Genomic DNA, 22373 nt, shown 5'->3' with positions numbered 1-22373 from the left:
AGTCCCGCCATGACCGTCACCGATGCCCCCGCCGGTCGATCCGACAGCGGGCATTCCGACACCGCGCACCCTGACAGCACACACCCGCGGAGCGAGAACCGCGACACCACGCATCCCGGCGCCGCGGACACCGGCGGCCCGCACGCCGGCGGGGGAGCGGGCGCCACCGGGGGATGGCAGCCCTCGCAGGCCCTGCGGCAGGCCGATCCGCAGCTGGCCGACCTGCTGGCCGCGGAGGCCGAACGACGGGCCGAGAGCGTGCAGCTGCTGGCCGGGGAGAACCTCACCAGCCCGGCGGTGCTGGCCGCGCTCGGCGGCCCGCTGATCGACAAGTACGCCGAGGGCTACCCGGGCCGGCGCCACCACACCGGCTGCACCCTCGCCGACGCGGCCGAACTGCTGGCCGTCGACCGGGCCCGCGCGCTGTTCGCCGCCCCGCACGCCAACGTCCAGCCCCGGTCCGCGACTTCGGCGATGCTGGCGGCCTACGCGGCGCTGCTGCGGCCCGGCGACGTGGTGCTGTCGATGTCCCTGGAGCACGGCGGCCACCTCAGCTGCGGCTCGCGCGCCAACTTCTCCGGCCGGTGGTTCGAGTTCGTCGGCTACGGGGTCCGCGAGGACGACGGGCTGGTCGACCTGGACCAGGTCCGCGAGCTGGCCCGCCGGCACCGGCCGAAGGCGATCGTCGCGGGCGGCATCTCGTACCCCCGCCACCTGGACTGGGCCGCCTTCCGGGAGATCGCCGACGAGGTCGACGCCTACCTGATCGCCTCCGCCTCGCAGACCGTCGGCCTGGTCGCCGGGGGAGTGGCCCCGTCGCCCGTCCCGTACGCCGACATCACCGTCGCCGCCACCCACAAGCTGCTGCGCGGCCCGCGCGGCGGCCTGCTGCTCTGCACCTCCGAGCTGGCCGACCGGGTGGACCGGGCGGTCTTCCCGTTCACCCAGGGCGGCGCGGCGATGAACGAGGTGGCCGGCAAGGCGGTGGCCTTCGCCGAGGCCGCCACCCCCGAGTACCGCGACTACGCCCGCCGCACGGTCGCCGGGGCCCGCGCCCTGGCGGCCGGGCTGGCCGGGGCGGGGCTGCGCCCGACCACCGGCGGCACCGACACCCACCTGGTGACGGCGGACGTCTCCCCGCTCGGGGTCAGCGGCGCGGAGGCCGAGCGCAGGTGCGCCGCGGTGGGACTGATGCTGGGCAAGTGCGCGCTCCCGTACGATCCGGCGCCGGCCGCCGAGAGCTCCGGGATCCGGCTCGGGACGGGCGCGGTCACCGCGCAGGGGATGGGTGAGACGGAGCTCACCGAGATCGCGGCCCTGGTCGGACAGGTGCTCGAAGGGGGTCCGCAGGCCCGGATCGGGGCCCGGGTCCGGGAACTGGCGTGGCAGTTCGCCGGCCGGGGCTGAGGGCCGGAGCCCGCTCCGCACCCGTCGTGGCGGGGCCCGGACGGGGTCCGGTACCCGTCGGGGCGAACCGCGGTGCACACGGACCGCGTCCAACTCAATAAGGTATGTGCCGTGGCGACGCACCTCGAACCCCGGAAGAGCACGGGAGTACCTTCGGTATTCACCCGTCGGACTGTGACGCTGGAGGCGCGTGGTGCGTGAGTATCTGCTGGTGCTGTTCTGCACCGCGGCCGTCACCTATCTGCTGACCGGCCCCGTCCGTAAGTTCGCCATCCTGGCCGGCGCCATGCCGCCGGTCCGGGCCCGCGACGTGCACCGCGAGCCGACCCCCAGGCTCGGCGGAATCGCGATGTTCGGCGGACTCTGCGCGGGCGTCCTGGTCGCCTCCCAGCTCGACAACCTGAGCAAGGCGTTCGTCGAGGGCTCGGACATCAGGGCGCTGCTCTCCGGCGCCGGGATCATGTGGATCCTCGGCGTGCTGGACGACAAGTGGGGCGTCGACGCCCTGGTCAAGCTGGGCGGCCAGATGATCGCCGCGGGCGTGATGGTCTGGCAGGGCGTGACGGTCATCTCGCTGCCGCTGCCCGGCTACGGCGCGGTGGCGGTCGGCCCGACCCAGGGCATGGTCATCTCGGTCGCCCTGGTGGTGATCATGGTCAACGCGGTGAACTTCATCGACGGCCTGGACGGCCTGGCGGCCGGCATGGTCTGCATCGCCGCCGGCGCCTTCTTCCTGTACTCCTACCGGCTCTGGTACGGCTACACGATCACCGCCGCCGCCCCCGCCGTCCTGTTCAGCGCGCTGCTGATCGGCATGTGCCTGGGCTTCCTGCCGCACAACCTGCACCCGGCCCGGATCTTCATGGGCGACTCCGGTTCGATGATGCTCGGCCTGATGCTGGCCGTCTCGGCGATCTCCATCACCGGCCGGGTCGACCCCGACCTGCTGACCGACCGCACCGAGTCGCTGGCCGTCACCGTGCACACCCTGGTGCCCGTCTACATCCCGCTGCTGCTGCCGTTGACCGTCATCGCGCTGCCGCTGGCCGACCTGCTGCTCGCGGTGGTCCGCCGCACCTGGGCCGGGAAGTCGCCGTTCGCCGCCGACAAGCAGCACCTGCACCACCGGCTGCTGGAGGTCGGGCACTCGCACAGCCGGGCCGTGCTGATCATGTACTTCTGGGCCGCGCTGATCGCCTTCGGCACGGTGGCCTTCTCGGTCACCGACACCGGCCGGACCGTGGTGCTCACCATCGCCGGCTTCTGCCTGCTGGGCATCGTCGTGCTGCTGATCCCGCGGTTCCGCCCGCACGCCCCGCAGGCGGTGCAGGCCTTCGTGCCGCCGCGCTACCGCCGGGCCGGCGCGGACGCCGAGCAGGAGCCGGCCACCGCCGGGACGGCCGCGCGGACGCAGGCCGGGAGCGCGGACCGGGCCCCGGACGAGGCGGGCGGACCGGTCCCGGCGAAGGGCGCCGGCCGGGCCGCCGACAAGGCCGGGAAGAAGACGCCGGCGACCGCGGGCCGCACCCGGGGCCCGGCCGCGGAGCAGGCCACGGACGAGGAGGCGCCCGCCGCGGCGCCGGCCATGGCGGAACTCTCGGCCAAGGACAAGGAGCTGCTCGGACGGCTCGGCACCGGCGCTTCGGCGGTCGGCGGCCACGGGCGCGGACGGGGCTCGCGCGAGGGGTGACCGGCGCGTGTGATGGTGTGTCAATCTGCTTCACCCGTACGGCGGCACCCTTGGGCCGTCGGTGTGACAGGTACCACACATTCATGGTAAAGCTCTCATCAAATAGTTTGTGATACCGTTCACGAGTACCGAGAAACGCGCCGAAAGACCTGACAGGTGGAGGACTTCCGTCCCTGGTCGGGTCTCCCTCGACGGGCTCGCCGCCAAGCGGCCGGCCTGCGGCGATCCCTCCCGGTAGGTGCCACCCACCGCACTGTGCGCCCGTCCCCCGTTTCCCCGACATGCCGCCGGAGTTGCCGACATGCCGTCCCCCGACGCCCGGATCCTTCGCGGCGCCGCAATCCCCACTGCGGTCGCCGGAGTCATCGCCATGGTGATCTCGACCGCCGTAGTCGGTGGCAAGGGACTGCTCGGCGCGCTCTTCGCAACGCTGCTCGTGATGGCCTTCTTCAGCTCCGGCCAGGTCGCCCTCGATCGGCTGACCAGGAACAACCCGCAGATGATGATGGCTGCGGCCCTGTTGGTCTACACCACGCAGATCCTGCTGGTCGGCATCGTTCTCGCGCTGTTCAAGAGCACGACGCTCTTCGACACCAAGGTCTTCGGCTTCACGCTGCTCGGCTGCGCTCTGATCTGGACGGGCTTCCAGGTGCGCGGCGCGATGAAGGCGAAGATCTACTACGTCCAGTCCGACGCCTCCGAAAACAAGGCCGACAAGCCTTCGGACTCGGGGCGTCAACAGTGACGAGGCCGAGCTGTCCCCCCAACGAGGGGGGCGGTGTTTATGCGGTACTGACGGGCTGCTATCGTCCGTCGCAACAACGGAGTACGGGAAGAGGCCTGGTCCATCCGCTCGGCGGACGGATCGCCCCCCGGATCCGCGCAGTCTTCGATGATCCCGCGTCGGTGCAGCGCACCGACGCGCAGGGTCGGCGAGAAACCCATCAAGTTCCAGTGCCGCACTGTGGCCGCAGGCCACGCCGACACACCGAGGTTGCCGTAATCATGCGTCACGACGAAGGAGTCCGTGGTGAGTGCTGTACTCACGTCCCTCGCCTCTGAGGGCAGCTGCCACTTCGGCGGGGACAACGGCTGCGGCTTCCCGGCGCCCGGCCTGAACGAGTTCGACTTCAAGCCGATCTTCACGGTCGGCAGCGTGGACTTCACCAAGCCCATGCTGCTGGCGATGATCTGCGCTCTGCTGGTCGTCGTGTTCTTCTGGGCGGCGTTTGCCAAGCCGAAGCTCCTCCCCGGGAAGCTCCAGCTGGTTGGCGAGATCGGCTACGACTTCGTCAAGCGAAGCATCGTGCTGGAGACCATCGGCAAAAAGGGCGAGAAGTACGTCCCGATGATGGTCTCGATGTTCTTCTTCATCTGGATCATGAACATCATGTCCATCATTCCCTTCGCGCAGTTCCCGGTGATGTCGCGCATCGCGTTCCCGGTCGGACTCGCGTCGGTCGTGTGGATCACGTACATGTCGCTCACGTTCAAGAAGCACGGCTTCGTGGGCGGAATGAAGAACCTCTGCTGGCCTTCCGGCATCCCCGGCTGGGTCATGTTCATCCTGGTGCCGATCGAGTTCTTCTCGAACATCATCGTGCGCCCCTTCACGCTCGCGGTCCGTGCCTTCGCGAACATGTTCGCCGGCCACCTGCTGATCGTGGTCTTCTCCGTAGCCTCCTGGTACCTGCTCAGCCCGACTCTCGGTGCGCTCTACGGCACGGTCTCCTTCGGGGTGACCGTCGGCCTCACCGGCTTCGAGCTGCTGGTCCAGTTCCTGCAGGCCTACATCTTCGTGATGCTGGCCAGCAGCTACATCGCCGGTGCCCTCGAAGAGGCGCACTGAGCACTGCGGTCCCGGCCGCAACCCCCCTGAACTCCCGGTGGCCAACCACCACCGGTTCTCCACCCCGCAAAGGATTAGCAGAGATGTCCGCTCTCGCTGAGGTCACCGGTTCCGTCGCGTCCATCGGCTACGGCCTTGCTGCGATCGGCCCCGGCATCGGTGTCGGTCTGATCTTCGGTAACGGTGTGCAGGCCATGGCCCGCCAGCCCGAGGCTGCCGGTCTCATCCGCTCCAACATGTTCATCGGCTTCGCGCTGACCGAGGCGCTCGCCCTCATCGGCATCGTCATGCCGTTTGTCTACGGCACCGGCGCCTAATTCCTGTCGCACGCCTTTTCGACGAAAGGTTCTGATATGAACCCCGTGGTCGCCTTCGCGGCAGAGGAGAAGATGAATCCTCTCCTCCCCGCATGGCCCGAGGTCATCATCGGCCTGCTCTGCTTCTTCATCGTCTTCGGCCTCCTCGGCAAGAAGCTCCTGCCCAGCATCGAGAAGGTGCTGGCGGACCGCCGGGACGCCATCGAGGGCGGTATGGAGCGGGCCGAGATCGCTCAGCGCGAGGCCCAGGCCCTGCTGGAGCAGTACCGTGCCGAGCTCGCCGAGGCGCGTCACGAGGCCGCTCGGATCACCGAGCAGGCGCGTGAGCAGGGTGCCGCTCTGGTCGCCGAGATGCGCGAGGAGGGCCAGCGTCAGCGCGAGTCCATCGTCGCCGCGGGCCACGCCCAGATCGAGGCGGACAAGAAGCAGGCGACTGCGGCTCTGCGTCACGACGTGGGTTCGCTGGCCTCGCAGCTCGCCTCCCGCATCGTCGGCGAGTCCCTGGAGGACTCGGCCCGGCAGAGTGGCGTGATCGACCGTTTCCTTGAGGACCTGGAGGCCAAGGCCGCCGCGTCCACGGCGGCTGCCAAGTGATCGGCGCAAGCCGTGAGGCCCTCGCCGCCGGGCGGAAGAACCTCGACAGCCTGACCGACTCCACCTCGGTGGATGCGGCCGCGCTGGCCGAGGAGCTCGCCGCCGTCACGGTCCTGCTGGACCGCGAGGTGTCGCTGCGCCGTGTCCTGACCGACCCCTCGCGGTCCGGTCAGGACAAGGCCGCGCTGGTCGGCTCGCTGTTCGCCGGCCAGGTCTCGGGCGTGACGATCGACCTGGTGTCGGGCCTCGCCCGCTCCCGCTGGTCGAGCGGGCGTGACCTGGTGGACGCCACCGAGGAGCTCGCCGCGTACGCCGAGGTCATCGCCGCCGACAAGGCCGGTGCCCTGGACGACGTCGAGGACGAGCTGTTCCGCTTCGGCCGGATCGTCAGCGGCTCGCACGAGCTGCGCAGTGCGCTCACCGAGCCGAAGGCCGGTGCCGCCGCCAAGGGCGCGCTGGTCGTGAAGCTGCTCGGCGGCCGGGCCAACCCGGGCACCGTCCGGCTGGTCACCGGCCTGGTCGCGAACCCGCGTGGACGTAGCCTTGAGCAGGGACTCGAGTCCTACTCGAAGCTCGCCGCCACCCGGCGCGGTCGCGTGGTGGCCGTGGTCACCAGCGCGGTGCCGCTGTCGGACAGCCAGAAGGAGCGCCTGTCGGGCGCCCTCGGCCGGCTGTACGGCCGCCAGGTCCACCTGAACATCGACGTCGACCCCGCGGTCCGCGGCGGTGTCCGGGTGCAGATCGGCGACGAGATCATCGACGGGACCGTGTCGAGCCGCCTCGAAGGCGCTCGCCAGGCACTCGAAGGCTGAGCACCGAGCAACATCCGACCCTCGGTCGGGCGCCGGCCCCGCATGGCGGGAGCCGGTAAATCGTACGGCCGGTTCGCAACGACCCGGCCGAGAGTCGAATACTTGCGGCCCTCAATGGCGGGCCGAGGATCGCAAACTAGGAGAGCAGGGAAGCCTGATGGCGGAGCTTACGATCCGTCCGGAGGAAATCCGGGACGCGCTGGCCGACTTTGTCCAGTCGTACCAGCCGGACGCGGCCTCGCGTGAAGAGGTCGGCACGGTTACTGACGCAGCGGACGGTATCGCCCATGTCGAGGGCCTGCCCTCGGTCATGGCCAACGAGCTGCTCAGGTTCGAGGACGGCACGCTGGGCCTCGCGCTGAACCTCGACACCCGCGAGATCGGTGTCGTCATCCTCGGTGAGTTCTCGGGGATCGAGGAGGGCCAGACGGTGCACCGCACCGGCGAGGTCCTCTCCGTCCCGGTCGGCGAGGGCTACCTCGGCCGCGTCGTGGACCCGCTGGGCAACCCGATCGACGGCCTGGGCGACATCGCCTCCAGCGGCCGCCGCGCCCTGGAGCTGCAGGCCCCCGGCGTCATGGTCCGCAAGTCGGTCCACGAGCCGATGCAGACCGGCATCAAGGCCATCGACGCGATGACCCCGATCGGCCGCGGCCAGCGCCAGCTGATCATCGGCGACCGCCAGACCGGCAAGACCGCGGTGGCGATCGACACGATCATCAACCAGCGCGACAACTGGCGTTCGGGCGACCCGAAGAAGCAGGTCCGCTGCATCTACGTCGCCGTCGGCCAGAAGGGCTCGACCATCGCGTCGGTCCGCGGCGCCCTGGAGGAGGCCGGCGCGCTGGAGTACACCACGATCGTGGCCGCTCCCGCCTCGGACCCCGCGGGCTTCAAGTACCTCGCCCCGTACACCGGCTCGGCCATCGGCCAGGAGTGGATGTACGACGGCAAGCACGTCCTCATCATCTTCGACGACCTGTCGAAGCAGGCCGAGGCGTACCGCTCCGTGTCGCTGCTGCTCCGTCGTCCGCCGGGCCGCGAGGCCTACCCGGGTGACGTCTTCTACCTGCACTCCCGCCTGCTGGAGCGCTGCGCGAAGCTCTCCGACGAGCTGGGCGCGGGCTCGATGACCGGTCTGCCGATCATCGAGACCAAGGCCAACGACGTGTCGGCGTACATCCCGACCAACGTCATCTCGATCACCGACGGCCAGTGCTTCCTGGAGTCCGACCTGTTCAACGCCGGCATCCGCCCGGCCGTGAACGTCGGTATCTCGGTCTCCCGCGTCGGTGGCTCGGCCCAGATCAAGGCCATGAAGTCGGTCGCCGGCCGCCTGCGCCTGGACCTGGCCCAGTACCGCGAGCTGGAGGCGTTCGCCGCCTTCGGTTCCGACCTGGACCCGGCCTCCAAGGCCCAGCTGGAGCGCGGTGCGCGCATGGTCGAGCTGCTCAAGCAGGGCCAGTACCAGCCGTTCCCGGTCGAGGAGCAGGTCGTCTCCATCTGGGCCGGCACCACCGGCAAGCTGGACGACGTACCGGTGGCGGACATCCGCCGCTTCGAGCGCGAGTTCCTGGACCACCTGCGGACCTCGAAGAAGGACCTGCTGGCCGGCATCGTCGAGACCTCCAAGCTGGAGGACGGCACGATCGACGCGCTGACCGAGGCGATCAAGGCCTTCAAGCTGGGCTTCACCACCGCCGACGGCAAGCTCCTCGGCGAGCAGGCCTGAGTCCGGTAGCGAGGGAAAGGACGTAACGACCCATGGGAGCACAGCTTCGGGTCTACAAGCGCCGGATCCGCTCTGTCACCGCGACGAAGAAGATCACCAAGGCGATGGAGATGATCTCCGCGTCGCGCATCGTCAAGGCGCAGCGCGCGGTGGCCGCCTCCACTCCGTACGCCGATGAGCTGACCCGGGCGGTGACGGCGGTGGCCACCCGGTCCAACGCCAAGCACCCGCTCACCACCGAGAACCCGGCGGCGTCCCGCGCCGCGGTCCTGCTGATCACGGCGGACCGCGGCCTGGCCGGCGGCTACTCGACCAACGCCATCAAGCAGGCGACCGCTCTCACCGAGCGGCTGCAGGCCGAGGGCAAGGACGTGGTGACGTACATCGTCGGCCGCAAGGGCGTCTCGTACTACAACTTCCGCCACCGTGAGGTCGCGGCAGCGTGGACGGGATTCTCCGACAAGCCGACCTACGGTGACGCGAAGACGGTGGCCGGCGAGCTGATCGAGGCGTTCACGGCGGAGAACGGCGGGGTGGACGAGCTCCACCTGGTCTCCACCAAGTTCGAGTCGATGCTCACCCAGACCGCCGTCGAGGCCCGGCTGCTGCCGCTGAAGCTGGACGAGGTCCAGCTCAGCGACGAGAAGCAGGCCAAGGCGGAGATCTTCCCGCTGTACGACTTCGAGCCGTCGGCCGAGGGCGTCCTCGACGCGCTGCTGCCGCGGTACGTCGAGAGCCGGATCTACAACGCGCTGCTGCAGTCGGCCGCCTCGGAGCACGCCGCCCGGCGTCGTGCGATGAAGTCGGCGACCGACAACGCGGAAGAGCTCATCAAGGCGCTCACGCGGCTTGCCAACTCGGCCCGACAGGCCGAGATCACCCAGGAAATCAGCGAGATCATCGGCGGCGCCAACGCCCTCGCCGACGCTAACGCGGGGAGTGAATAAGACATGACCACCACTGTTGAGCCGACCACGGCGACGGGCCGCGTCGCGCGGGTCATCGGCCCGGTCGTCGACGTGGAGTTCCCCGTCGACGCGATTCCCAACATGTACAACGCGCTGAAGCTCGACGTCGAGACGTCGGACGGCGGCACGAAGACCCTGACGCTCGAGGTCGCCCAGCACCTCGGCGACGGCCTGGTCCGCGGCATCTCGATGCAGCAGACCGACGGCGTCGTGCGCGGCACGGTCGTGCGTGACACCGGCAGGGCCATCGAGGTCCCGGTCGGCCAGGTCACCAAGGGCAAGGTCTTCAACGCCCTCGGTGAGGTCCTGAACGTCGACAAGGACGAGTTCGAGTCCCAGGTCGAGGTCCGCTGGCCGATCCACCGCAAGGCCCCGGCCTTCAAGGACCTCGAGTCCAAGACCGAGATGTTCGAGACCGGTATCAAGGTCATCGACCTGCTCACCCCGTACGTCCAGGGTGGCAAGATCGGTCTGTTCGGTGGTGCCGGTGTCGGCAAGACCGTTCTGATCCAGGAGATGATCTACCGCGTCGCCGAGAACTTCGGTGGTGTGTCGGTGTTCGCCGGTGTCGGCGAGCGCACCCGTGAGGGCAACGACCTCATCCACGAGATGGTCGACTCGGGCGTTCTGGACAAGACCGCGCTGGTCTTCGGCCAGATGGACGAGCCGCCGGGCACCCGCCTGCGCGTCGCCCTGTCCGCGCTGACGATGGCGGAGTACTTCCGCGACGTCGAGCAGCAGGACGTCCTGCTCTTCATCGACAACATCTTCCGGTTCACCCAGGCCGGTTCCGAGGTGTCGACCCTGCTCGGCCGCATGCCCTCCGCGGTGGGCTACCAGCCGAACCTGGCCGACGAGATGGGCCTCCTCCAGGAGCGCATCACCTCGACCCGCGGTCACTCGATCACCTCGATGCAGGCGATCTACGTCCCCGCGGACGACCTGACCGACCCGGCGCCGGCCACCACCTTCGCCCACCTCGACGCGACGACGGTTCTCTCCCGTCCGATCTCCGAGAAGGGCATCTACCCGGCCGTCGACCCGCTGGACTCCACGTCCCGCATCCTGGACCCGCGCTACATCGCGCAGGACCACTACGACACGGCGCTCCGCATCAAGGGGATCCTGCAGAAGTACAAGGACCTCCAGGACATCATCGCGATCCTCGGCATCGACGAGCTGGGCGAGGAGGACAAGCTCACCGTCCACCGTGCCCGCCGGATCGAGCGCTTCCTCTCGCAGAACACCTACGTGGCGAAGCAGTTCACCGGTGTCGAGGGTTCGACCGTGCCGCTGTCGGAGACCATCGAGGCCTTCAACGCGATCGCGGACGGCAAGTACGACTCCGTCCCCGAGCAGGCCTTCTTCATGTGCGGTGGCATCGAGGACCTCGAGAAGAACGCCGCCGAGCTCGCGAAGAAGTAGTCGCGACCGGCCGGTAGCAGCTGAGTGACCGTGAGGGGTGGCCCCGAGCCCTGGGGACCACCCCTCACGGCGCACTCACTGTGATTCCGGTCATCTCCGCGCCGCCGGTTTCATCTCCGGGGCGCGGGCCCGTTATTCTTACCGAAACTCCCGAGTAATCGGGCGTTGCAAGAGCCTAGGAGCCCACGTTGGCTGAGCTGCACGTCGAGCTGGTCGCAGCCGACCGCAAGGTGTGGTCCGGTGCGGCCACCATCGTTGTCGCCCGTACGGCCTCCGGTGACACCGGCATCATGCCGGGCCACACCCCGGTGCTGAGCGTGCTGGAGTCCGGCCCGGTGACGATCCGGACCACCGACGGCAACGTCGTCGTGGCCGCCGTCCACGGCGGTTTCATCTCCTTCGCCGACAACAAGCTTTCTCTGCTCGCGGAGATCGCCGAGCTGGCGGACGAGATCGATGTCACCCGCGCGGAGCGCGCGCTCGAACTCGCCCAGGGCGAGAGCGACGCGCACGCCGAGCGACGCGCCGAGGTCCGCCTCGTCGCGGCAGGCCGCCGCAAGGCCGCCTGAACGTAGTCAGACCGACGGTCCCGGGGACGCGCGAGCGTGACCCCGGGACTGTCGTATCAGTTGGTAGGACAGCGCGGCCGCTCGTCACGGCCGATCCGGGGTACGCGGGTAGCGAGGAGGTCGGTGAGCATGGTCCTCGCCCTTGTGGTGTGCGCGGCGGTCGTGGCGTTCGGGGTGGCAGGCCTGGTGGCCTTCGCCGTACGCCGGCGGGTGATCCAGCGGGTCGGCGGAACGTTCGACTGCAGCTACCGGCTCAAAATGCCGGCCGACGCCTCCACGCAGCCCGACCTCGACGAGAACGGCAAACCCACCTCAGCCCCGGTTCCGCAGACCGACGGCAAGGGGTGGGTTTTTGGTATCGGCCGGTACAGCGGCGACTCCATCGAGTGGTTCCGGGTGTTCTCCTACGCCCCGCGCCCCCGCCGGGTCCTGCCGCGCCGCGAGATCGAGGTGCTCGGCCGCCGCTACCCGGAGGGCCAGGAGGAGCTCGCCCTGCTCTCCGGCTCCGTCGTCCTGCGCTGCCTGCACAACGGCGCCCCCCTGGAGCTCGCCATGAGCGACGACGCCCTCACCGGCTTCCTCGCCTGGCTGGAGGCCGCCCCGCCCGGGCAGAGAGTCAACGTCGCGTAGCGACGGGACTCTCGGGCCGGGGGTACCTCCCGGCCGGAGGCTGGGGTGGGGGTACCTCCCGGCCGGAGGCTGGGGGAGGTCAGCGTCGCGCGATTGGATCACTCGTGCTCGCAAACGGGACCTCATCCGCAAGCGGCGTGCCCACGCGCGCGCCGGCATCCCGGTCTACGTCGTCATCGACGATCTCGACGATCTCGACGGCGACGGGCACGTCACCGTCCTGACCGACCCGCGTCCCGACCGGGCGACGTACGAGGCCGAGATCCGCGTCCCCTACGGCACCGAGGTGACCGTCCCCGAGGGCCCGGCCAAGGGCTTTGTGATCGGTGTCGCAATCACGGGTGAGCCCCGCCGGGGCTGAGTAGTCTGCTGTCCATGGTCAACCTGACGCGTATCTACACCCGCACCGGCGACGACGGCACCACGGCGCTCGGCGACATGAGCCGCACCACCAAGACCGACCCCCGGCTGATCGCCTACGCCGACGCCAACGAGGCGAACGCCGCGATCGGGGTGGCCATCGCGGCCGGCGGGCTGCCGGAGGACGTGTCGGCGGTGCTGACCCGGGTCCAGAACGACCTCTTCGACGTGGGCGCGGACCTCGCCACCCCGGTGGTCGAGGACCCGAAGTACCCGCCGCTGCGGGTGCTGCAGAGCTACATCGACCGGCTGGAGGCGGACTGCGACCTCCACCTGGAGTCGCTGGAGAAGCTCCGCAGCTTCATCCTCCCCGGCGGTACGGCCGGCGCCGCGTACCTGCACCTGGCCTGCACCGTGGTGCGCCGGGCCGAGCGGTCCACCTGGGCGGCGATCGAGGTGCACGGCGACAGCGTCAACCCGCTCACCGCGAAGTACCTCAACCGGCTCTCCGACCTGCTGTTCATCCTGGCCAGGTCCGCCAACAAGGAGCGCGGTGACGTGCTCTGGGTGCCCGGCGAGAACCGCTAGAACCGCTAGAACCGCCGGAACCGCCGGAACCGCCGGAACCGCTGGAACCGCTGGAACCGCTGGAACCGCTGGAACCGCCGGCCGAGCTACCGGGGCCGCTTCGGGAAGACCGTGTAACTGGCCGCGACCACCAGGCTGATCCCCGTCACCCAGGCCGTCCGGGGGTACCAGGCGGTGAGCGCGCCCGTCCGGGCCGGATCGTCCACCAGCAGGATCATCAGGCTGACCAGGGCGACGGTGAGGCCGGCCGCCAGCAGGGTGCGGCGGAAGATCCGCCACTCGTGGGCGGCCCGGGCCCGGCCGTACTTCGGCGCGGCGGGCGGCTTCGGGCCGCCCGCGAACCGGTGCGCGAACCGGGCGTCGGCCCAGACCACCAGGGAGTGCCCGTAGGCGGCCGTGAAGCCCACGTAGGCGGCCGCCAGCCCGTGCGAGGCACGGGCGGCGGCGCCCTGGCGCAGGTCCAGCACGGTGGCGCCGAGGACGAGCAGGTCCACCAGCGGCAGGCAGAGCAGCAGGGCGGCCCCGGTCCGGCGCCACCGGAGCAGGTAGCGGGCCGCCAGGCCCAGGGCGAGGACGACCCAGAAGCCGGCCTCGCCGGCCGGCACGACGGTCACGATCATGGTGGGCTCCTCTCCTCGCCGCTCCGCCCTCCAGCCTGGCCGCCCCGGCCCGCCCGGTCGTCGTCACCGGTGCCGAGCGGGCCCTGCATCCTTCGATGTACGGCGGATCGTCCTGGCGGTCCGCGCGCCCGGGCCCGCCGGATGATTGGGTGGACCCTGTGACCGGACTCAGCCTCACCCCGCGCCAGGAGGACCGCGCGATCGCCCTGGCCGGGCTGCTCGGCGGCCTGGTGCTGATCGCCACCGGCGCCTACGACAACTCCGGTTCGGTCTCGCCCTGGCTCGCGGTGCTGCCGCTCTGCGCGATGGCCGGACTGGAGCTGTTCCGCCGGACCCACCCGGTGTGGACGGTCTGCCTGGGCGGGCTGGTCTTCGCCGGGAACATCTTCGCCGGCTCGGTGCTGGCCACGGTCATCATGTACACCGACCTGCTCTACGCGGCGGTGCTCTACGGCTCCAAGCGGATGTCGGCGATCCTGCACCTCACCGGCGCCGGTTCGACCCTGGTGCTGAGCGGCCTGACCCTGCTCTACGGTACGGTCTCGGCCGCGCTGCTGGTCGTCGTCCTCGGCGGGCTGGTGTTCATCGCCCCGGTCTGGACGGCGGACCTGCTGCGCCGGCACCGGGACGAGGCCGTCGCGGAGCGGCTGCGCGCCCAGCAGACCGCGCTGCTCTCCGAGATGGACCGGCGTGGCGCGGTGGTCGCCGAACGGGCCCGGATGGCACGCGAGCTGCACGACGTCATCGCCAACCACCTCTCCGCCATCGCGATCCACGCGACCGGCGCGCAGTCCCTGGCCCGCCGTCAGCGCCGGCCGGACGACGACCCGCTGGTGGAGGTGCTCGCGGTGATCCGGGAGAACAGCGTGCAGGGGCTGACCGAGATGCGCCGGATGATCGGCCTGCTCCGCTCCAGCGGCGGCGGCGAGGGCGAGGAGGAGTCCTACGCGGCGCCCGAACTCGACGCCGTGGACTCCCTGCTGGAGAACGCGCGGGCGGCCGGCCAGGACGCCGGGCTGGCCTTCGAGGCGTCCGAGGAGGGCGAGCGCGGGCTCCTCGCGGTGCCGGTCGGGCTGGCCGCGTACCGGATCGCCCAGGAGTCGCTGACCAACGCGCTCAAGCACGCCGCGCCCGGGACGGTCCGGCTGCGGCTGACCTACGGGCCGGAGGACCTGGAGATCGTGGTGGACAGCCCGTACCGGGCGGGGGAGGGCCGGGTGCTGCCCGGGGCCCGGGCCGGGCTGGTCGGCATGCGGGAGCGGGCGGCACTGCTCGGCGGGAGTTTCGAGGCGGGCGCGCGGGGCGGCCGGTGGCTGGTCCGGGCGGTGCTGCCGCGTGGTCTGGCGACGGCGGAAGGGAAGGGCCGGGCATGACGATCCGGGTGGTGGTGGCGGAGGACCAGGCGGCGGTGCGGGCCGCGCTGGTGATGATCCTGGGCGCGGAGCCCGGGCTGGAGGTGGTCGGCGAGGCCGCCGACGGCGAGCAGGCGGTGCGCCTCGCGCTGGAACTGCGGCCGGACGTGGTGCTGATGGACATCCAGATGCCCCGGCTGGACGGTGTCTCGGCGACCCGCCAGGTGGTGGCCGCGGGCGCCGCGCAGGTGCTGGTGCTGACCACCTTCGACCACGACGAGTACGTCTACGGGGCGTTGCGGGCCGGCGCCGCGGGCTTCCTGCTGAAGGACCTGGAGGCGGACGCGCTGATCGAGGGGATCCGCACGGTGGCGCGCGGCGACGGCATGCTGGCGCCCTCCGTGACCAGGCGGCTGATCGGCACCTTCGCCCGCCCGGGACGGACGGTCGGGGCCGGGGCGAGGGCGGCCGTGGAGGCCCTGACGCCGCGCGAGCGGGAGGTGCTCTCCTGCATCGGCGCGGGCCTCTCGAACGGCGAGATCGCGGAGCGGCTGGCGATGGCGGAGGCGACCACCAAGACCCACGTCAGCCGGATCCTGGCCAAGCTGGAGCTGCGCAGCCGGGTCCAGGCGGCCATCCTGGCGCAGGACTTGGGCCTGATCACGGGCTGAGCACCCGCGGCCGCGGGGCGGCGGCGGCCGGCCCGCGCCGGCGGCCGCTCAGCCGCGCCGCAGCAGGGCCCTGGCGGCCTCCGCGTCGGCCGGCCAGACCATCAGCCGCGGCCCCTCGGCGGTCCGCACCAGGGTGTGCCGCAGCCCGGCCGCGTCGAGCCGGGCGGCGAGCCGCCGGGCCTGCTCGGCGTCGGGCGGCGCGGCGACGGCCACCAGCAGTCCGTACTCGTCCGGGCGGCCCGTCCGGGGGCGGCGCTCGACCAGCGAGGCCCCGCCGCCGTACGTCCAGCGCAGCAGCAGGATCAGCACCGCCATCACGGCGGCGGTCAGCAGCAGGAACGCCAGGCTCCGCACGATCGGTCCTTCCGCCGGTGCGCCCCGCCGGACGCAGATCACACCGGCCAATCTCACCACGGAGCCTGCCGGGGCGTTAGAGTCCGGCGGTGAGCGGCGCGGCTCCTGGGGGTGACCCCTGCCCAGGGCCGCCTTCAGGCACCGCCCTGAGCCGACCGCCCGAGCATCGGGCCCGGCGGCCGGGGGCGGTCAAACGGCACCCCGGGAGACCAGCCATGAGCAACGTACCCAGCAAGCAGATTGCCGTGATCGGCGCCGGACTGATGGGCGCCGGCATCGCCCAGGTCGCCGCCCAGGCCGGCCACCCGGTCGTGCTGCGGGACGTCACCGAGGAGGCGCTGCGGCGGGGCCTGGACGGGATCCGCGCCTCGTACGACAAGTTCGTCTCCAAGGGCAGGCTGGACGCGGCGGACGCCGAGGCGGCGCTCGGCCGGATCACCACCACCACCGACCTGGGCGCGGTCGCCGACGCCGACATCGTGGTGGAGGCGGTCTTCGAGCGCCTGGACGTCAAGGAGGGCGTCTTCCGGGAGCTCGACAAGATCGTGAAGGAGGGCGCGGTGCTGGCCTCCAACACCTCTGCCATCCCGATCACCCGGATCGCCGCCGCGACCGCCCGCCCGGAGTCCGTGGTCGGCGTGCACTTCTTCTCGCCGGTGCCGCTGATGAAGCTGGTCGAGCTGGTGCGCGGCTACAAGACCAGTGACGAGACGCTGGCCGTGGTCCGCGAGTTCGCCGAGGGGGTGGGCAAGGAGGTGGTGGTGGTCAACCGCGACGTGGCCGGCTTCGTCACCACCCGCCTGATCACCGCGCTGGTCGTCGAGGCCGCCAAGCTCTACGAGTCGGGCGTCGCCTCCGCCGAGGACATCGACACCGCCTGCCGGCTCGGCTTCGGCCACCCGATGGGCCCGCTGCAGACCGCCGACCTCACCGGCGTCGACATCCTGCTGCACGCGGCGCGCAACATCTACGAGGAGACCCAGGACGAGAAGTTCGCCGCGCCGGAGATCATGGCGCGGATGGTCACGGCGGGCGACCTCGGCCGCAAGAGCGGCCGCGGTTTCTACCCGTACGGGAGCAAGTGACGCGGGCGCCCGGAACAGGGCGCCGGTGACCGGCGGGCCGTGCGGATCGGACATCGTACGGCCCGCCCGCCGGGCGGCGGGTGAGTTTCCTCACGCAGGTGCCGCAGACGGGTGATTTGGGCGGTAATCGAGCGTAGGTATGGGGACTTACTGCGTATATTCCCTCGGACGAGTGAAGTTGGTTCAGGTCTGGGCCGCGGCAGCAACCTGCGGAGCTGGTTCACCGTCAGATGAGGGAGAGCCCCGGTGCGAGCGCCGGGGTCCGGGCCCCGGGCAGGCGCCGGCCCGGCCGGCCCGAGGGAATCCCCGCGGCACGGAACCCCGTGGAACGGAAACCCGTCGGGTCCGGACCGGCCGTACCCGGGCCGGCGCGGACCGACCGGCACGACAAGGCAACCTGCGGCCGGCAGCCCGTGGCGGGCGGCCGACGGCAGGCCGAGGCCCTCGGGCAGGCCTACGAGCGGAGGAGGAGAGCATGCGCATCATCGGTGACCACACCGCCCTGGCCCTCGAAGGCCACCTCGACGTGCGCAGCGCCGCCGACGCCAGGGTCCTGCTGCACCAGGCCGTGGACGGCGGGCAGGGCGACCTCGTGCTGGACCTCGGCCGGCTGGAGTCCTGGGACGCCACCGGCCTCGGCGTCATCATGGGCACCCACCGCCGGGCCGGCCGGCTCGGCCGCCGGCTCGTCCTGCGGGCCGTCCCGGCGCAGTTGCAGCGCCTGCTGGTGGCCACCCGGCTGCACCGCATCCTGGCCGTCGAGGGCACCGTGTCCGACGTCCGCGGCGCGACCCTGCCCGGGCTCGGCCCGGTGACCGGCCAGCCGGTCGTGGCCCCGCTGCTCTGACCGGCCGGTCCCCGCACGACACCGTGCGGGGCGGCACGGGAGCGGGCCGCGTCCCCACCCGAGCCCCGGGCGCCCCGGGCCGCTCCGGTGCCCGTGGTACGGCCGGGCAGGCTCCCGTGGCCCTGCCGTCGCGTACATGTCGGGTGCGAACGGGCAGCTCACAGAGGGCCCCGGCACCTCCACGAGGGGCCCGCGCTGCACGGGAGGGCACGAATGTGCGAGAGTCTGCGGTCAGGAGACGGCCGCCGGCACCCAACAGCCTGCCCGCGCAAGGCCGCTCGAACGTCGTCAACGCCCCGGCCCCGGGCCGGGCGGCCGAGCATGGGCGGAGCGATACGTGGGACAGCCAACCGGTGACTTTCGGCAGGAGGGCGTGCGCCCGCGGACCGGCGAACTCGTCACCGGCGACCTGTTGGTGACCGTCGGCTCGACCGACGGCTCCGAGGCCCGGCCCTGCCCCGACGAGTGGCGCCCCCGCCCCCGCCGGCTGGAGCGCGGCGGCCCGAGCCGCGGCACGCTCGGCCCCAGCCCCGCCGTCGGCCCGCTGGCCCTCGGCGCCGGCCCCGCCGACCTGCCGCTGCTGGACCGTGAGGCGGACATCGCCCAACTGCTCGGCAAGCTGACCGAGGGCCGCTCGATACGCCTGGTCGGCCAGGCCGGCTCCGGGCGCAGCGCCCTGCTGTCCGCCGTCGCCGCGGCGGCCGGCGAGCTGGCCCCCGACGGCGTCGTCCAGCTCTGCGGTCACCGCCGCAGCGCCGCCGACCTCCTCCAGGCCCTCTTCTCCGCCACCCACCACGCCCCCGGCTTCCGCCCGGACCCGCAGCAGCTGGCCCGCCATCTCGCGACCGTCGGCGCCGTCGTCGTGGTGGACGAGGTCGAGTCGACCGGCGAGGAGCTGGAGGCGCTGCTCGCGGCCGCTCCCGACTGCGCCTTCCTGATCTCGGTCGCCCCCGACAGCCCGGCGCTGGCCCTGGACTCCCGGCTGGAGGACCACCTGGTCGCGGGGCTGTCCCGGGCCGCCTGCCTGGCCCTGACGGCCCGGTTGGCCGGCCGCGCCCTGGACGAGGCCGAGCGGGCCTGGGCCGTCGACCTGTGGTTCGAGTCCGAGGGCCTGCCCCTGCGCTTCGTCCAGGCGGCCGCCCTGCTGCGCCAGCGGGACGTCGCGGTGGACGCCCTGGTGGCCGCGGAGGAGGACCGCCGCGGGGTGTTCGGCGCGGTCGAGCACCCGGAGGTGGACGAGGACCCGGCCGTCCGGGAGGCCGAGCTGCGGCGCACCGTGGCGCTCCCGACGGTCGCCGAGAGCGCGGCCCCGGCCCTGCGGCTGGCGGAGGGGCTCAGCGAGCCCGCCCAGGCCGTGCTGCGGCTCGCGGTGGCGCTCGGCGGCGAGTGTCCGACCGCGCCGCACCTGCCCGCGCTGATCGACGTCGGCCTCGGCGAGAGCGCCCTGCACGAGCTCACCGACTGCGGCCTGGCGGTCTCCATCGGGGGCCACCACCGGCTGACCGCGGGCGCGTTGGAGCTGCTGGAGCCGCACTGGCCGTCGGCCGGCAGCACCAACGGCGCCGCCACCCACTTCGCCTGGTGGGTGGGCCACAGTTCGGTCAGCATCGAGCAGGTCGCCGCCGAGGCCGAGGTGGTGATCGGTGCGATGCTCGCCGACCGCGCCGCCGGCCGTCCCGCCGCCGTGCTGCGGCTGGCCCGCGCGGCCGCCCCGGCGCTCGCCCTGGCGCTGCGCTGGGGGGCCTGGGAGCGGGCCCTGCAACTGGGCCTGGAGGCCGCCCGCGCGGTCGGTTCCGGCCCCGACGAGGCCTGGTTCCACCACGAGCTGGGGGTGTACGCGCTCTGCCGCCGGACCCCTGAGCGCGCGGTGGCGGAGCTGGAGGCCGCGGTGGCCCTGCGGGGCGCGCTCGGCGAGCAGCGCGGCGTCGCCGCGGGACGCCGGATGCTGGACCTGCTGCGGGAGGACACCCAGGCCCTTACGGCGGGGGAGGGGGACCTCCCCGCCGTCACCCGACGGCCCGTCATCCGGGCCATCGCGCAGGTGCCTTGGCGCTTCGGCATGATCCCGAAGGCCGGCGGCCGGGGCCGGACGGTCATCGCCGCCTCGGCGGCCGTGCTGGCGCTCGGTGTGCTCGGGACGGCGGTCGGCCTGAGCGTGGCCGGCCAGGACACCCCCAAGGGCGGCGCCACCCCGCACAACGGTGCGCCGGACCAGCCGGGCAGTCTGACCGGCAACTACACGATCCCCGCCCCGAGCGACTCGGCCTCGGACAGCGCCACCCCCACTGGTACCGACTCGCCCTCGCCGGAGGCCTCGGCGACCAGCGGCAGCCCCTCGCCCTCGGGTTCGGCGTCGGCCTCGCCCTCGCCGAAGAAGACGACGACGAAGCCGGCGAGCCCGAGCCCGAGCGGCCCGCAGCCTCCGGGGGCGACCCAGCCGCCGGTGGTGGTCCCGCCGGTGACGACGACGCCCCCAACGGTGCCGACCCCGTCGCAGACGACCCCGTCGCAGACGCCCACCGCCACGCCGACCAGCCCGAGCCCGAGCACGACGCCGGCCTCGCCGACCCCGTAGGGCCGGCGGGTCAGAACAGCTTGAGCTTGTCGTCCTCGATGCCGCGCAGCTCGTCGTAGTCCAGCACCACGCAGCCGATGCCCCGGTCGGTGGCCAGGACGCGGGCCTGCGGCTTGATCTCCTGCGCGGCGAAGACGCCCTTCACCGGGGCGAGCAGCGGGTCGCGGTTGAGCAGCTCCAGGTACCGGGTGAGCTGCTCGACACCGTCGATCTCGCCGCGCCGCTTGATCTCGACGGCGACGGTGGCGCCGTCGGAGTCGCGGCAGAGGATGTCGACGGGGCCGATCGCGGTCGGGTACTCGCGGCGGATCAGCGCCCAGCCGCTGCCGAGCACCTCCATCCGGTCGGCGAGCAGCTCCTGGAGGTGGGCCTCGACGCCGTCCTTGACGAGTCCCGGGTCCACCCCGAGTTCGTGCGAGGAGTCGTGCAGCACCTCCTCCAGCGTGATGATCAGCTTCTCGCCGGCCTTGTTCACGACCGTCCAGGTGCCTTCCGCCTCCTTCAGGGAGCACGGTGGCGACATCCAGTTGAGCGGCTTGTAGGCGCGGTCGTCGGCATGAATGCTGACGCTGCCGTCGGCCTTGACCAGGATGAGCCTGGTGGCGGACGGCAGATGGGCGGAGAGCCGACCGGCATAGTCGACTGAGCAACGGGCAATTACGAGACGCACGGTCGACCACGCTAGCCCACCGGGGCCAGTTGATGCGATTCCGGTACGGCGGGGTGAAGAAACCGGGGGGACGGCGAACATGGAGGTTCGGCGGTTCGACCGGTTGCCCGCCGCACTCTGGCGCGCTTACCCACTGGCGGCTACGGTGTGTGACTGAGTGCTTGCGGGGCGAGTCGTCGACGGGGACGGAGACACGGGGATGGGGACACGGGATGCGAGATCCGGCCGAATCCGGCCAAACCTGCTCCGGCGGCGCGCGAATTCATAGGAAATCAACGGATTCGCCTGTTCTGCGGGCCAATGGCTGACACGCTGTTCCGAGCGGCTGCCGCCCCCACCCGGCGGAGCCGACCAGGGGTGGCCCGGGTGGCCGGGCATCGCCCGATCGCCGGTTCGCCGGTGCGCCGGGCCGACCGGCCGGTGTCCGCCCCACGTCATCGCAGGCCCTCGGCGCATTCCCCCGGTGCATTTCCGCACCACCGGCATTCACGGCACACCCCCGTCGCATGAACCCCACCAGCCCCAGGCCCGGTGATCGCGCACGACCGGCGGTCGAAAAGGGCCCGGTGATCGCGCACGACCGGCGATCTTCCAAGGACCACGATCGTGCACGAATCGGCGATCGGGAACAGCGGGAACACCAGCACCACCAGTAGCACCAAGTGGTACCGGCCCGAGGCGCCGCCTCGAAGCACCAACCTGAGCAAGGCACGGCACCATCCGAACACACGCACCACCACCCGGGCGCCGCGCACGGGTGGACCGCGAGAGGAGAACCCATGTCGCTCGACGTCTCACCGGCCCTCCTGGAGAAGGCCGAGCGGGGCGAGGTCGACGAGCGGGAATTCGTCGACTGCGTCCGCGTCTCCCTGCCGTACGCCTGGGAGCTGATCAGTTCGCTGGTCGCCCAGCTGAAGGTCGACGGCACCGACTTCGCCGACAACCACGTTCCGCCGCCCAGCGAGCAGGCCCGCGGCCAGCTGCTGCGCGCCCTCGCCAGCGACGCGATCCGAGGGGCCCTGCAACGGCACTTCGGCGTCCAGCTGGCCTTCCAGAACTGCCACCGGGTCGCGGTCTTCGCGCCGTCGGAGAACAACGTGGCGCGCTACCAGCGCTTCACGTCCGTCCGGGAGCAGCTGCTCAACCAGTCCGAGGAACTGCGGGACTGCTGACCCGTCTCCGAGCGGGCCGAACCACCCGGGTCACCCCGCTCCTGCTCCGGGCGCGCCGAGCGCGTCACCGGAGGCGGGGCAGGGTG

General features: G+C 71.8%; 23 protein-coding genes. 19 read left to right on the top strand and 4 right to left on the bottom strand.

Going from position 1 to position 22373, the window contains the following annotated elements:
• Window positions 1-9: 9 nt before the first annotated feature.
• The 12 genes from IE329_RS04165 to IE329_RS04110 all read left to right on the top strand — a co-directional run bounded on the left by IE329_RS04165 (window position 10) and on the right by IE329_RS04110 (window position 11993).
• Window positions 10-1407 carry a serine hydroxymethyltransferase gene (locus IE329_RS04165; protein WP_190209418.1) on the top strand — a complete coding sequence of 466 codons (1398 nt, stop codon included), beginning with the start codon at window positions 10-12 and terminating at the stop codon, window positions 1405-1407.
• A gap of 193 nt (window positions 1408-1600) precedes the next feature.
• Complete coding sequence (locus IE329_RS04160) at window positions 1601-3097, top strand: MraY family glycosyltransferase (protein ID WP_190209417.1); 1497 nt, start codon at window positions 1601-1603, stop codon at window positions 3095-3097.
• Between the two features lie 301 nt (window positions 3098-3398).
• Window positions 3399-3842 carry a hypothetical protein gene (locus IE329_RS04155; RefSeq protein ID WP_190209416.1) on the top strand — a complete coding sequence of 148 codons (444 nt, stop codon included), beginning with the start codon at window positions 3399-3401 and terminating at the stop codon, window positions 3840-3842.
• A gap of 285 nt (window positions 3843-4127) precedes the next feature.
• Window positions 4128-4946 carry a F0F1 ATP synthase subunit A gene (gene atpB / locus IE329_RS04150; RefSeq protein ID WP_373311066.1) on the top strand — a complete coding sequence of 273 codons (819 nt, stop codon included), beginning with the start codon at window positions 4128-4130 and terminating at the stop codon, window positions 4944-4946.
• 83 nt (window positions 4947-5029) lie between these two features.
• On the top strand, window positions 5030-5263 hold the full coding sequence (gene atpE, locus IE329_RS04145) for an ATP synthase F0 subunit C (protein ID WP_190209414.1): 234 nt from the start codon (window positions 5030-5032) through the stop codon (window positions 5261-5263).
• Between the two features lie 36 nt (window positions 5264-5299).
• Window positions 5300-5857, top strand: coding sequence for a F0F1 ATP synthase subunit B (locus IE329_RS04140; protein ID WP_190209413.1), 558 nt, complete (start codon window positions 5300-5302; stop codon window positions 5855-5857).
• Complete coding sequence (locus IE329_RS04135) at window positions 5854-6669, top strand: F0F1 ATP synthase subunit delta (protein ID WP_190209412.1); 816 nt, start codon at window positions 5854-5856, stop codon at window positions 6667-6669. Before IE329_RS04140 ends, IE329_RS04135 begins: the two co-directional genes overlap by 4 nt.
• A 157-nt stretch (window positions 6670-6826) precedes the next feature.
• Window positions 6827-8401, top strand: a complete 1575-nt coding sequence (gene atpA / locus IE329_RS04130; protein ID WP_073926119.1) for a F0F1 ATP synthase subunit alpha — start codon at window positions 6827-6829, stop codon at window positions 8399-8401.
• Window positions 8402-8433: 32 nt separating this feature from the next.
• The gene (locus IE329_RS04125; protein ID WP_190209411.1) at window positions 8434-9348 is read left to right on the top strand and encodes a F0F1 ATP synthase subunit gamma; all 915 of its coding nucleotides are present in this window, start codon (window positions 8434-8436) and stop codon (window positions 9346-9348) included.
• Between the two features lie 3 nt (window positions 9349-9351).
• Window positions 9352-10794 (top strand): F0F1 ATP synthase subunit beta, encoded by a 1443-nt coding sequence (gene atpD, locus IE329_RS04120; RefSeq protein WP_190209410.1) that lies wholly within the window; start codon window positions 9352-9354, stop codon window positions 10792-10794.
• A 188-nt stretch (window positions 10795-10982) separates the two neighbouring features.
• Entirely contained in the window at window positions 10983-11363 is a 381-nt protein-coding gene (locus IE329_RS04115; protein WP_190209409.1) for a F0F1 ATP synthase subunit epsilon, read from the top strand.
• Window positions 11364-11492: 129 nt separating this feature from the next.
• Entirely contained in the window at window positions 11493-11993 is a 501-nt protein-coding gene (locus IE329_RS04110) for a DUF2550 domain-containing protein (protein WP_073926115.1), read from the top strand.
• A gap of 79 nt (window positions 11994-12072) precedes the next feature.
• Here IE329_RS04110 and IE329_RS41405 read toward each other — a convergent pair whose 3' ends face one another.
• Window positions 12073-12204, bottom strand: coding sequence for a hypothetical protein (locus IE329_RS41405; protein WP_268257249.1), 132 nt, complete (start codon window positions 12202-12204; stop codon window positions 12073-12075).
• A gap of 164 nt (window positions 12205-12368) precedes the next feature.
• Between IE329_RS41405 and IE329_RS04105 the strand changes: the two genes are divergently transcribed.
• Window positions 12369-12941: a cob(I)yrinic acid a,c-diamide adenosyltransferase gene (locus tag IE329_RS04105; protein WP_073926114.1), complete on the top strand. Its 573-nt coding sequence runs from the start codon at window positions 12369-12371 to the stop codon at window positions 12939-12941.
• A gap of 86 nt (window positions 12942-13027) precedes the next feature.
• On the opposite strand, the gene IE329_RS04100 is transcribed toward IE329_RS04105, so the two are convergent.
• Complete coding sequence (locus IE329_RS04100; protein ID WP_190209408.1) at window positions 13028-13561, bottom strand: hypothetical protein; 534 nt, start codon at window positions 13559-13561, stop codon at window positions 13028-13030.
• A 158-nt stretch (window positions 13562-13719) separates the two neighbouring features.
• On the opposite strand from IE329_RS04100, the gene IE329_RS04095 reads away from it, so the two are divergent.
• Both IE329_RS04095 and IE329_RS04090 read left to right on the top strand, forming a co-directional pair.
• Window positions 13720-14934, top strand: coding sequence for a sensor histidine kinase (locus IE329_RS04095; protein WP_229927157.1), 1215 nt, complete (start codon window positions 13720-13722; stop codon window positions 14932-14934).
• On the top strand, window positions 14931-15584 hold the full coding sequence (locus IE329_RS04090) for a response regulator (protein WP_190209406.1): 654 nt from the start codon (window positions 14931-14933) through the stop codon (window positions 15582-15584). Before IE329_RS04095 ends, IE329_RS04090 begins: the two co-directional genes overlap by 4 nt.
• Before the next feature lie 48 nt (window positions 15585-15632).
• Here IE329_RS04090 and IE329_RS04085 read toward each other — a convergent pair whose 3' ends face one another.
• Window positions 15633-15938 carry a hypothetical protein gene (locus IE329_RS04085; protein WP_229927156.1) on the bottom strand — a complete coding sequence of 102 codons (306 nt, stop codon included), beginning with the start codon at window positions 15936-15938 and terminating at the stop codon, window positions 15633-15635.
• A 215-nt stretch (window positions 15939-16153) separates the two neighbouring features.
• Here IE329_RS04085 and IE329_RS04080 point away from each other — a divergent pair, with 215 nt between their 5' ends.
• The 3 genes from IE329_RS04080 (at window position 16154) to IE329_RS04070 (ending at window position 20445) form a co-directional block, all read left to right on the top strand.
• Complete coding sequence (locus IE329_RS04080) at window positions 16154-17023, top strand: 3-hydroxyacyl-CoA dehydrogenase family protein (protein WP_190209405.1); 870 nt, start codon at window positions 16154-16156, stop codon at window positions 17021-17023.
• Between the two features lie 475 nt (window positions 17024-17498).
• Window positions 17499-17870, top strand: a complete 372-nt coding sequence (locus tag IE329_RS04075; protein ID WP_190209404.1) for an STAS domain-containing protein — start codon at window positions 17499-17501, stop codon at window positions 17868-17870.
• Window positions 17871-18207: 337 nt separating this feature from the next.
• Window positions 18208-20445: an ATP-binding protein gene (locus IE329_RS04070; protein ID WP_190209403.1), complete on the top strand. Its 2238-nt coding sequence runs from the start codon at window positions 18208-18210 to the stop codon at window positions 20443-20445.
• Between the two features lie 10 nt (window positions 20446-20455).
• Here IE329_RS04070 and nucS read toward each other — a convergent pair whose 3' ends face one another.
• Window positions 20456-21115, bottom strand: a complete 660-nt coding sequence (gene nucS / locus IE329_RS04065; protein ID WP_190209402.1) for an endonuclease NucS — start codon at window positions 21113-21115, stop codon at window positions 20456-20458.
• A gap of 779 nt (window positions 21116-21894) precedes the next feature.
• On the opposite strand from nucS, the gene IE329_RS04060 reads away from it, so the two are divergent.
• Window positions 21895-22287, top strand: coding sequence for an SCO5389 family protein (locus IE329_RS04060; RefSeq protein WP_073926107.1), 393 nt, complete (start codon window positions 21895-21897; stop codon window positions 22285-22287).
• The last annotated feature ends 86 nt before the right edge of the window (window positions 22288-22373 follow it).

The sequence above is a fragment of the Kitasatospora indigofera genome, assembly GCF_014655955.1.
Lineage (GTDB): Bacteria > Actinomycetota > Actinomycetes > Streptomycetales > Streptomycetaceae > Kitasatospora > Kitasatospora indigofera.
Note: the sequence above shows the minus strand (reverse complement) of the source record. Positions and strands in the feature narration are given on the sequence as shown.

Excerpts from the sequence above, each read along its gene's own strand:
- IE329_RS04165 (WP_190209418.1), top strand. The coding sequence starts at position 10 with ATGACCGTCACCGATGCCCCCGCCGGTCGATCCGACAGCGGGCATTCC.
- IE329_RS04155 (WP_190209416.1), top strand. The coding sequence starts at position 3,399 with ATGCCGTCCCCCGACGCCCGGATCCTTCGCGGCGCCGCAATCCCCACT.
- atpE (WP_190209414.1), top strand. The coding sequence starts at position 5,030 with ATGTCCGCTCTCGCTGAGGTCACCGGTTCCGTCGCGTCCATCGGCTAC.
- IE329_RS04140 (WP_190209413.1), top strand. The coding sequence starts at position 5,300 with ATGAACCCCGTGGTCGCCTTCGCGGCAGAGGAGAAGATGAATCCTCTC.
- atpA (WP_073926119.1), top strand. The coding sequence starts at position 6,827 with ATGGCGGAGCTTACGATCCGTCCGGAGGAAATCCGGGACGCGCTGGCC.
- IE329_RS04125 (WP_190209411.1), top strand. The coding sequence starts at position 8,434 with ATGGGAGCACAGCTTCGGGTCTACAAGCGCCGGATCCGCTCTGTCACC.
- atpD (WP_190209410.1), top strand. The coding sequence starts at position 9,352 with ATGACCACCACTGTTGAGCCGACCACGGCGACGGGCCGCGTCGCGCGG.
- IE329_RS04110 (WP_073926115.1), top strand. The coding sequence starts at position 11,493 with ATGGTCCTCGCCCTTGTGGTGTGCGCGGCGGTCGTGGCGTTCGGGGTG.
- IE329_RS04105 (WP_073926114.1), top strand. The coding sequence starts at position 12,369 with ATGGTCAACCTGACGCGTATCTACACCCGCACCGGCGACGACGGCACC.
- IE329_RS04100 (WP_190209408.1), bottom strand. The coding sequence starts at position 13,561 with ATGATCGTGACCGTCGTGCCGGCCGGCGAGGCCGGCTTCTGGGTCGTC.
- IE329_RS04090 (WP_190209406.1), top strand. The coding sequence starts at position 14,931 with ATGACGATCCGGGTGGTGGTGGCGGAGGACCAGGCGGCGGTGCGGGCC.
- IE329_RS04080 (WP_190209405.1), top strand. The coding sequence starts at position 16,154 with ATGAGCAACGTACCCAGCAAGCAGATTGCCGTGATCGGCGCCGGACTG.
- IE329_RS04075 (WP_190209404.1), top strand. The coding sequence starts at position 17,499 with ATGCGCATCATCGGTGACCACACCGCCCTGGCCCTCGAAGGCCACCTC.
- IE329_RS04060 (WP_073926107.1), top strand. The coding sequence starts at position 21,895 with ATGTCGCTCGACGTCTCACCGGCCCTCCTGGAGAAGGCCGAGCGGGGC.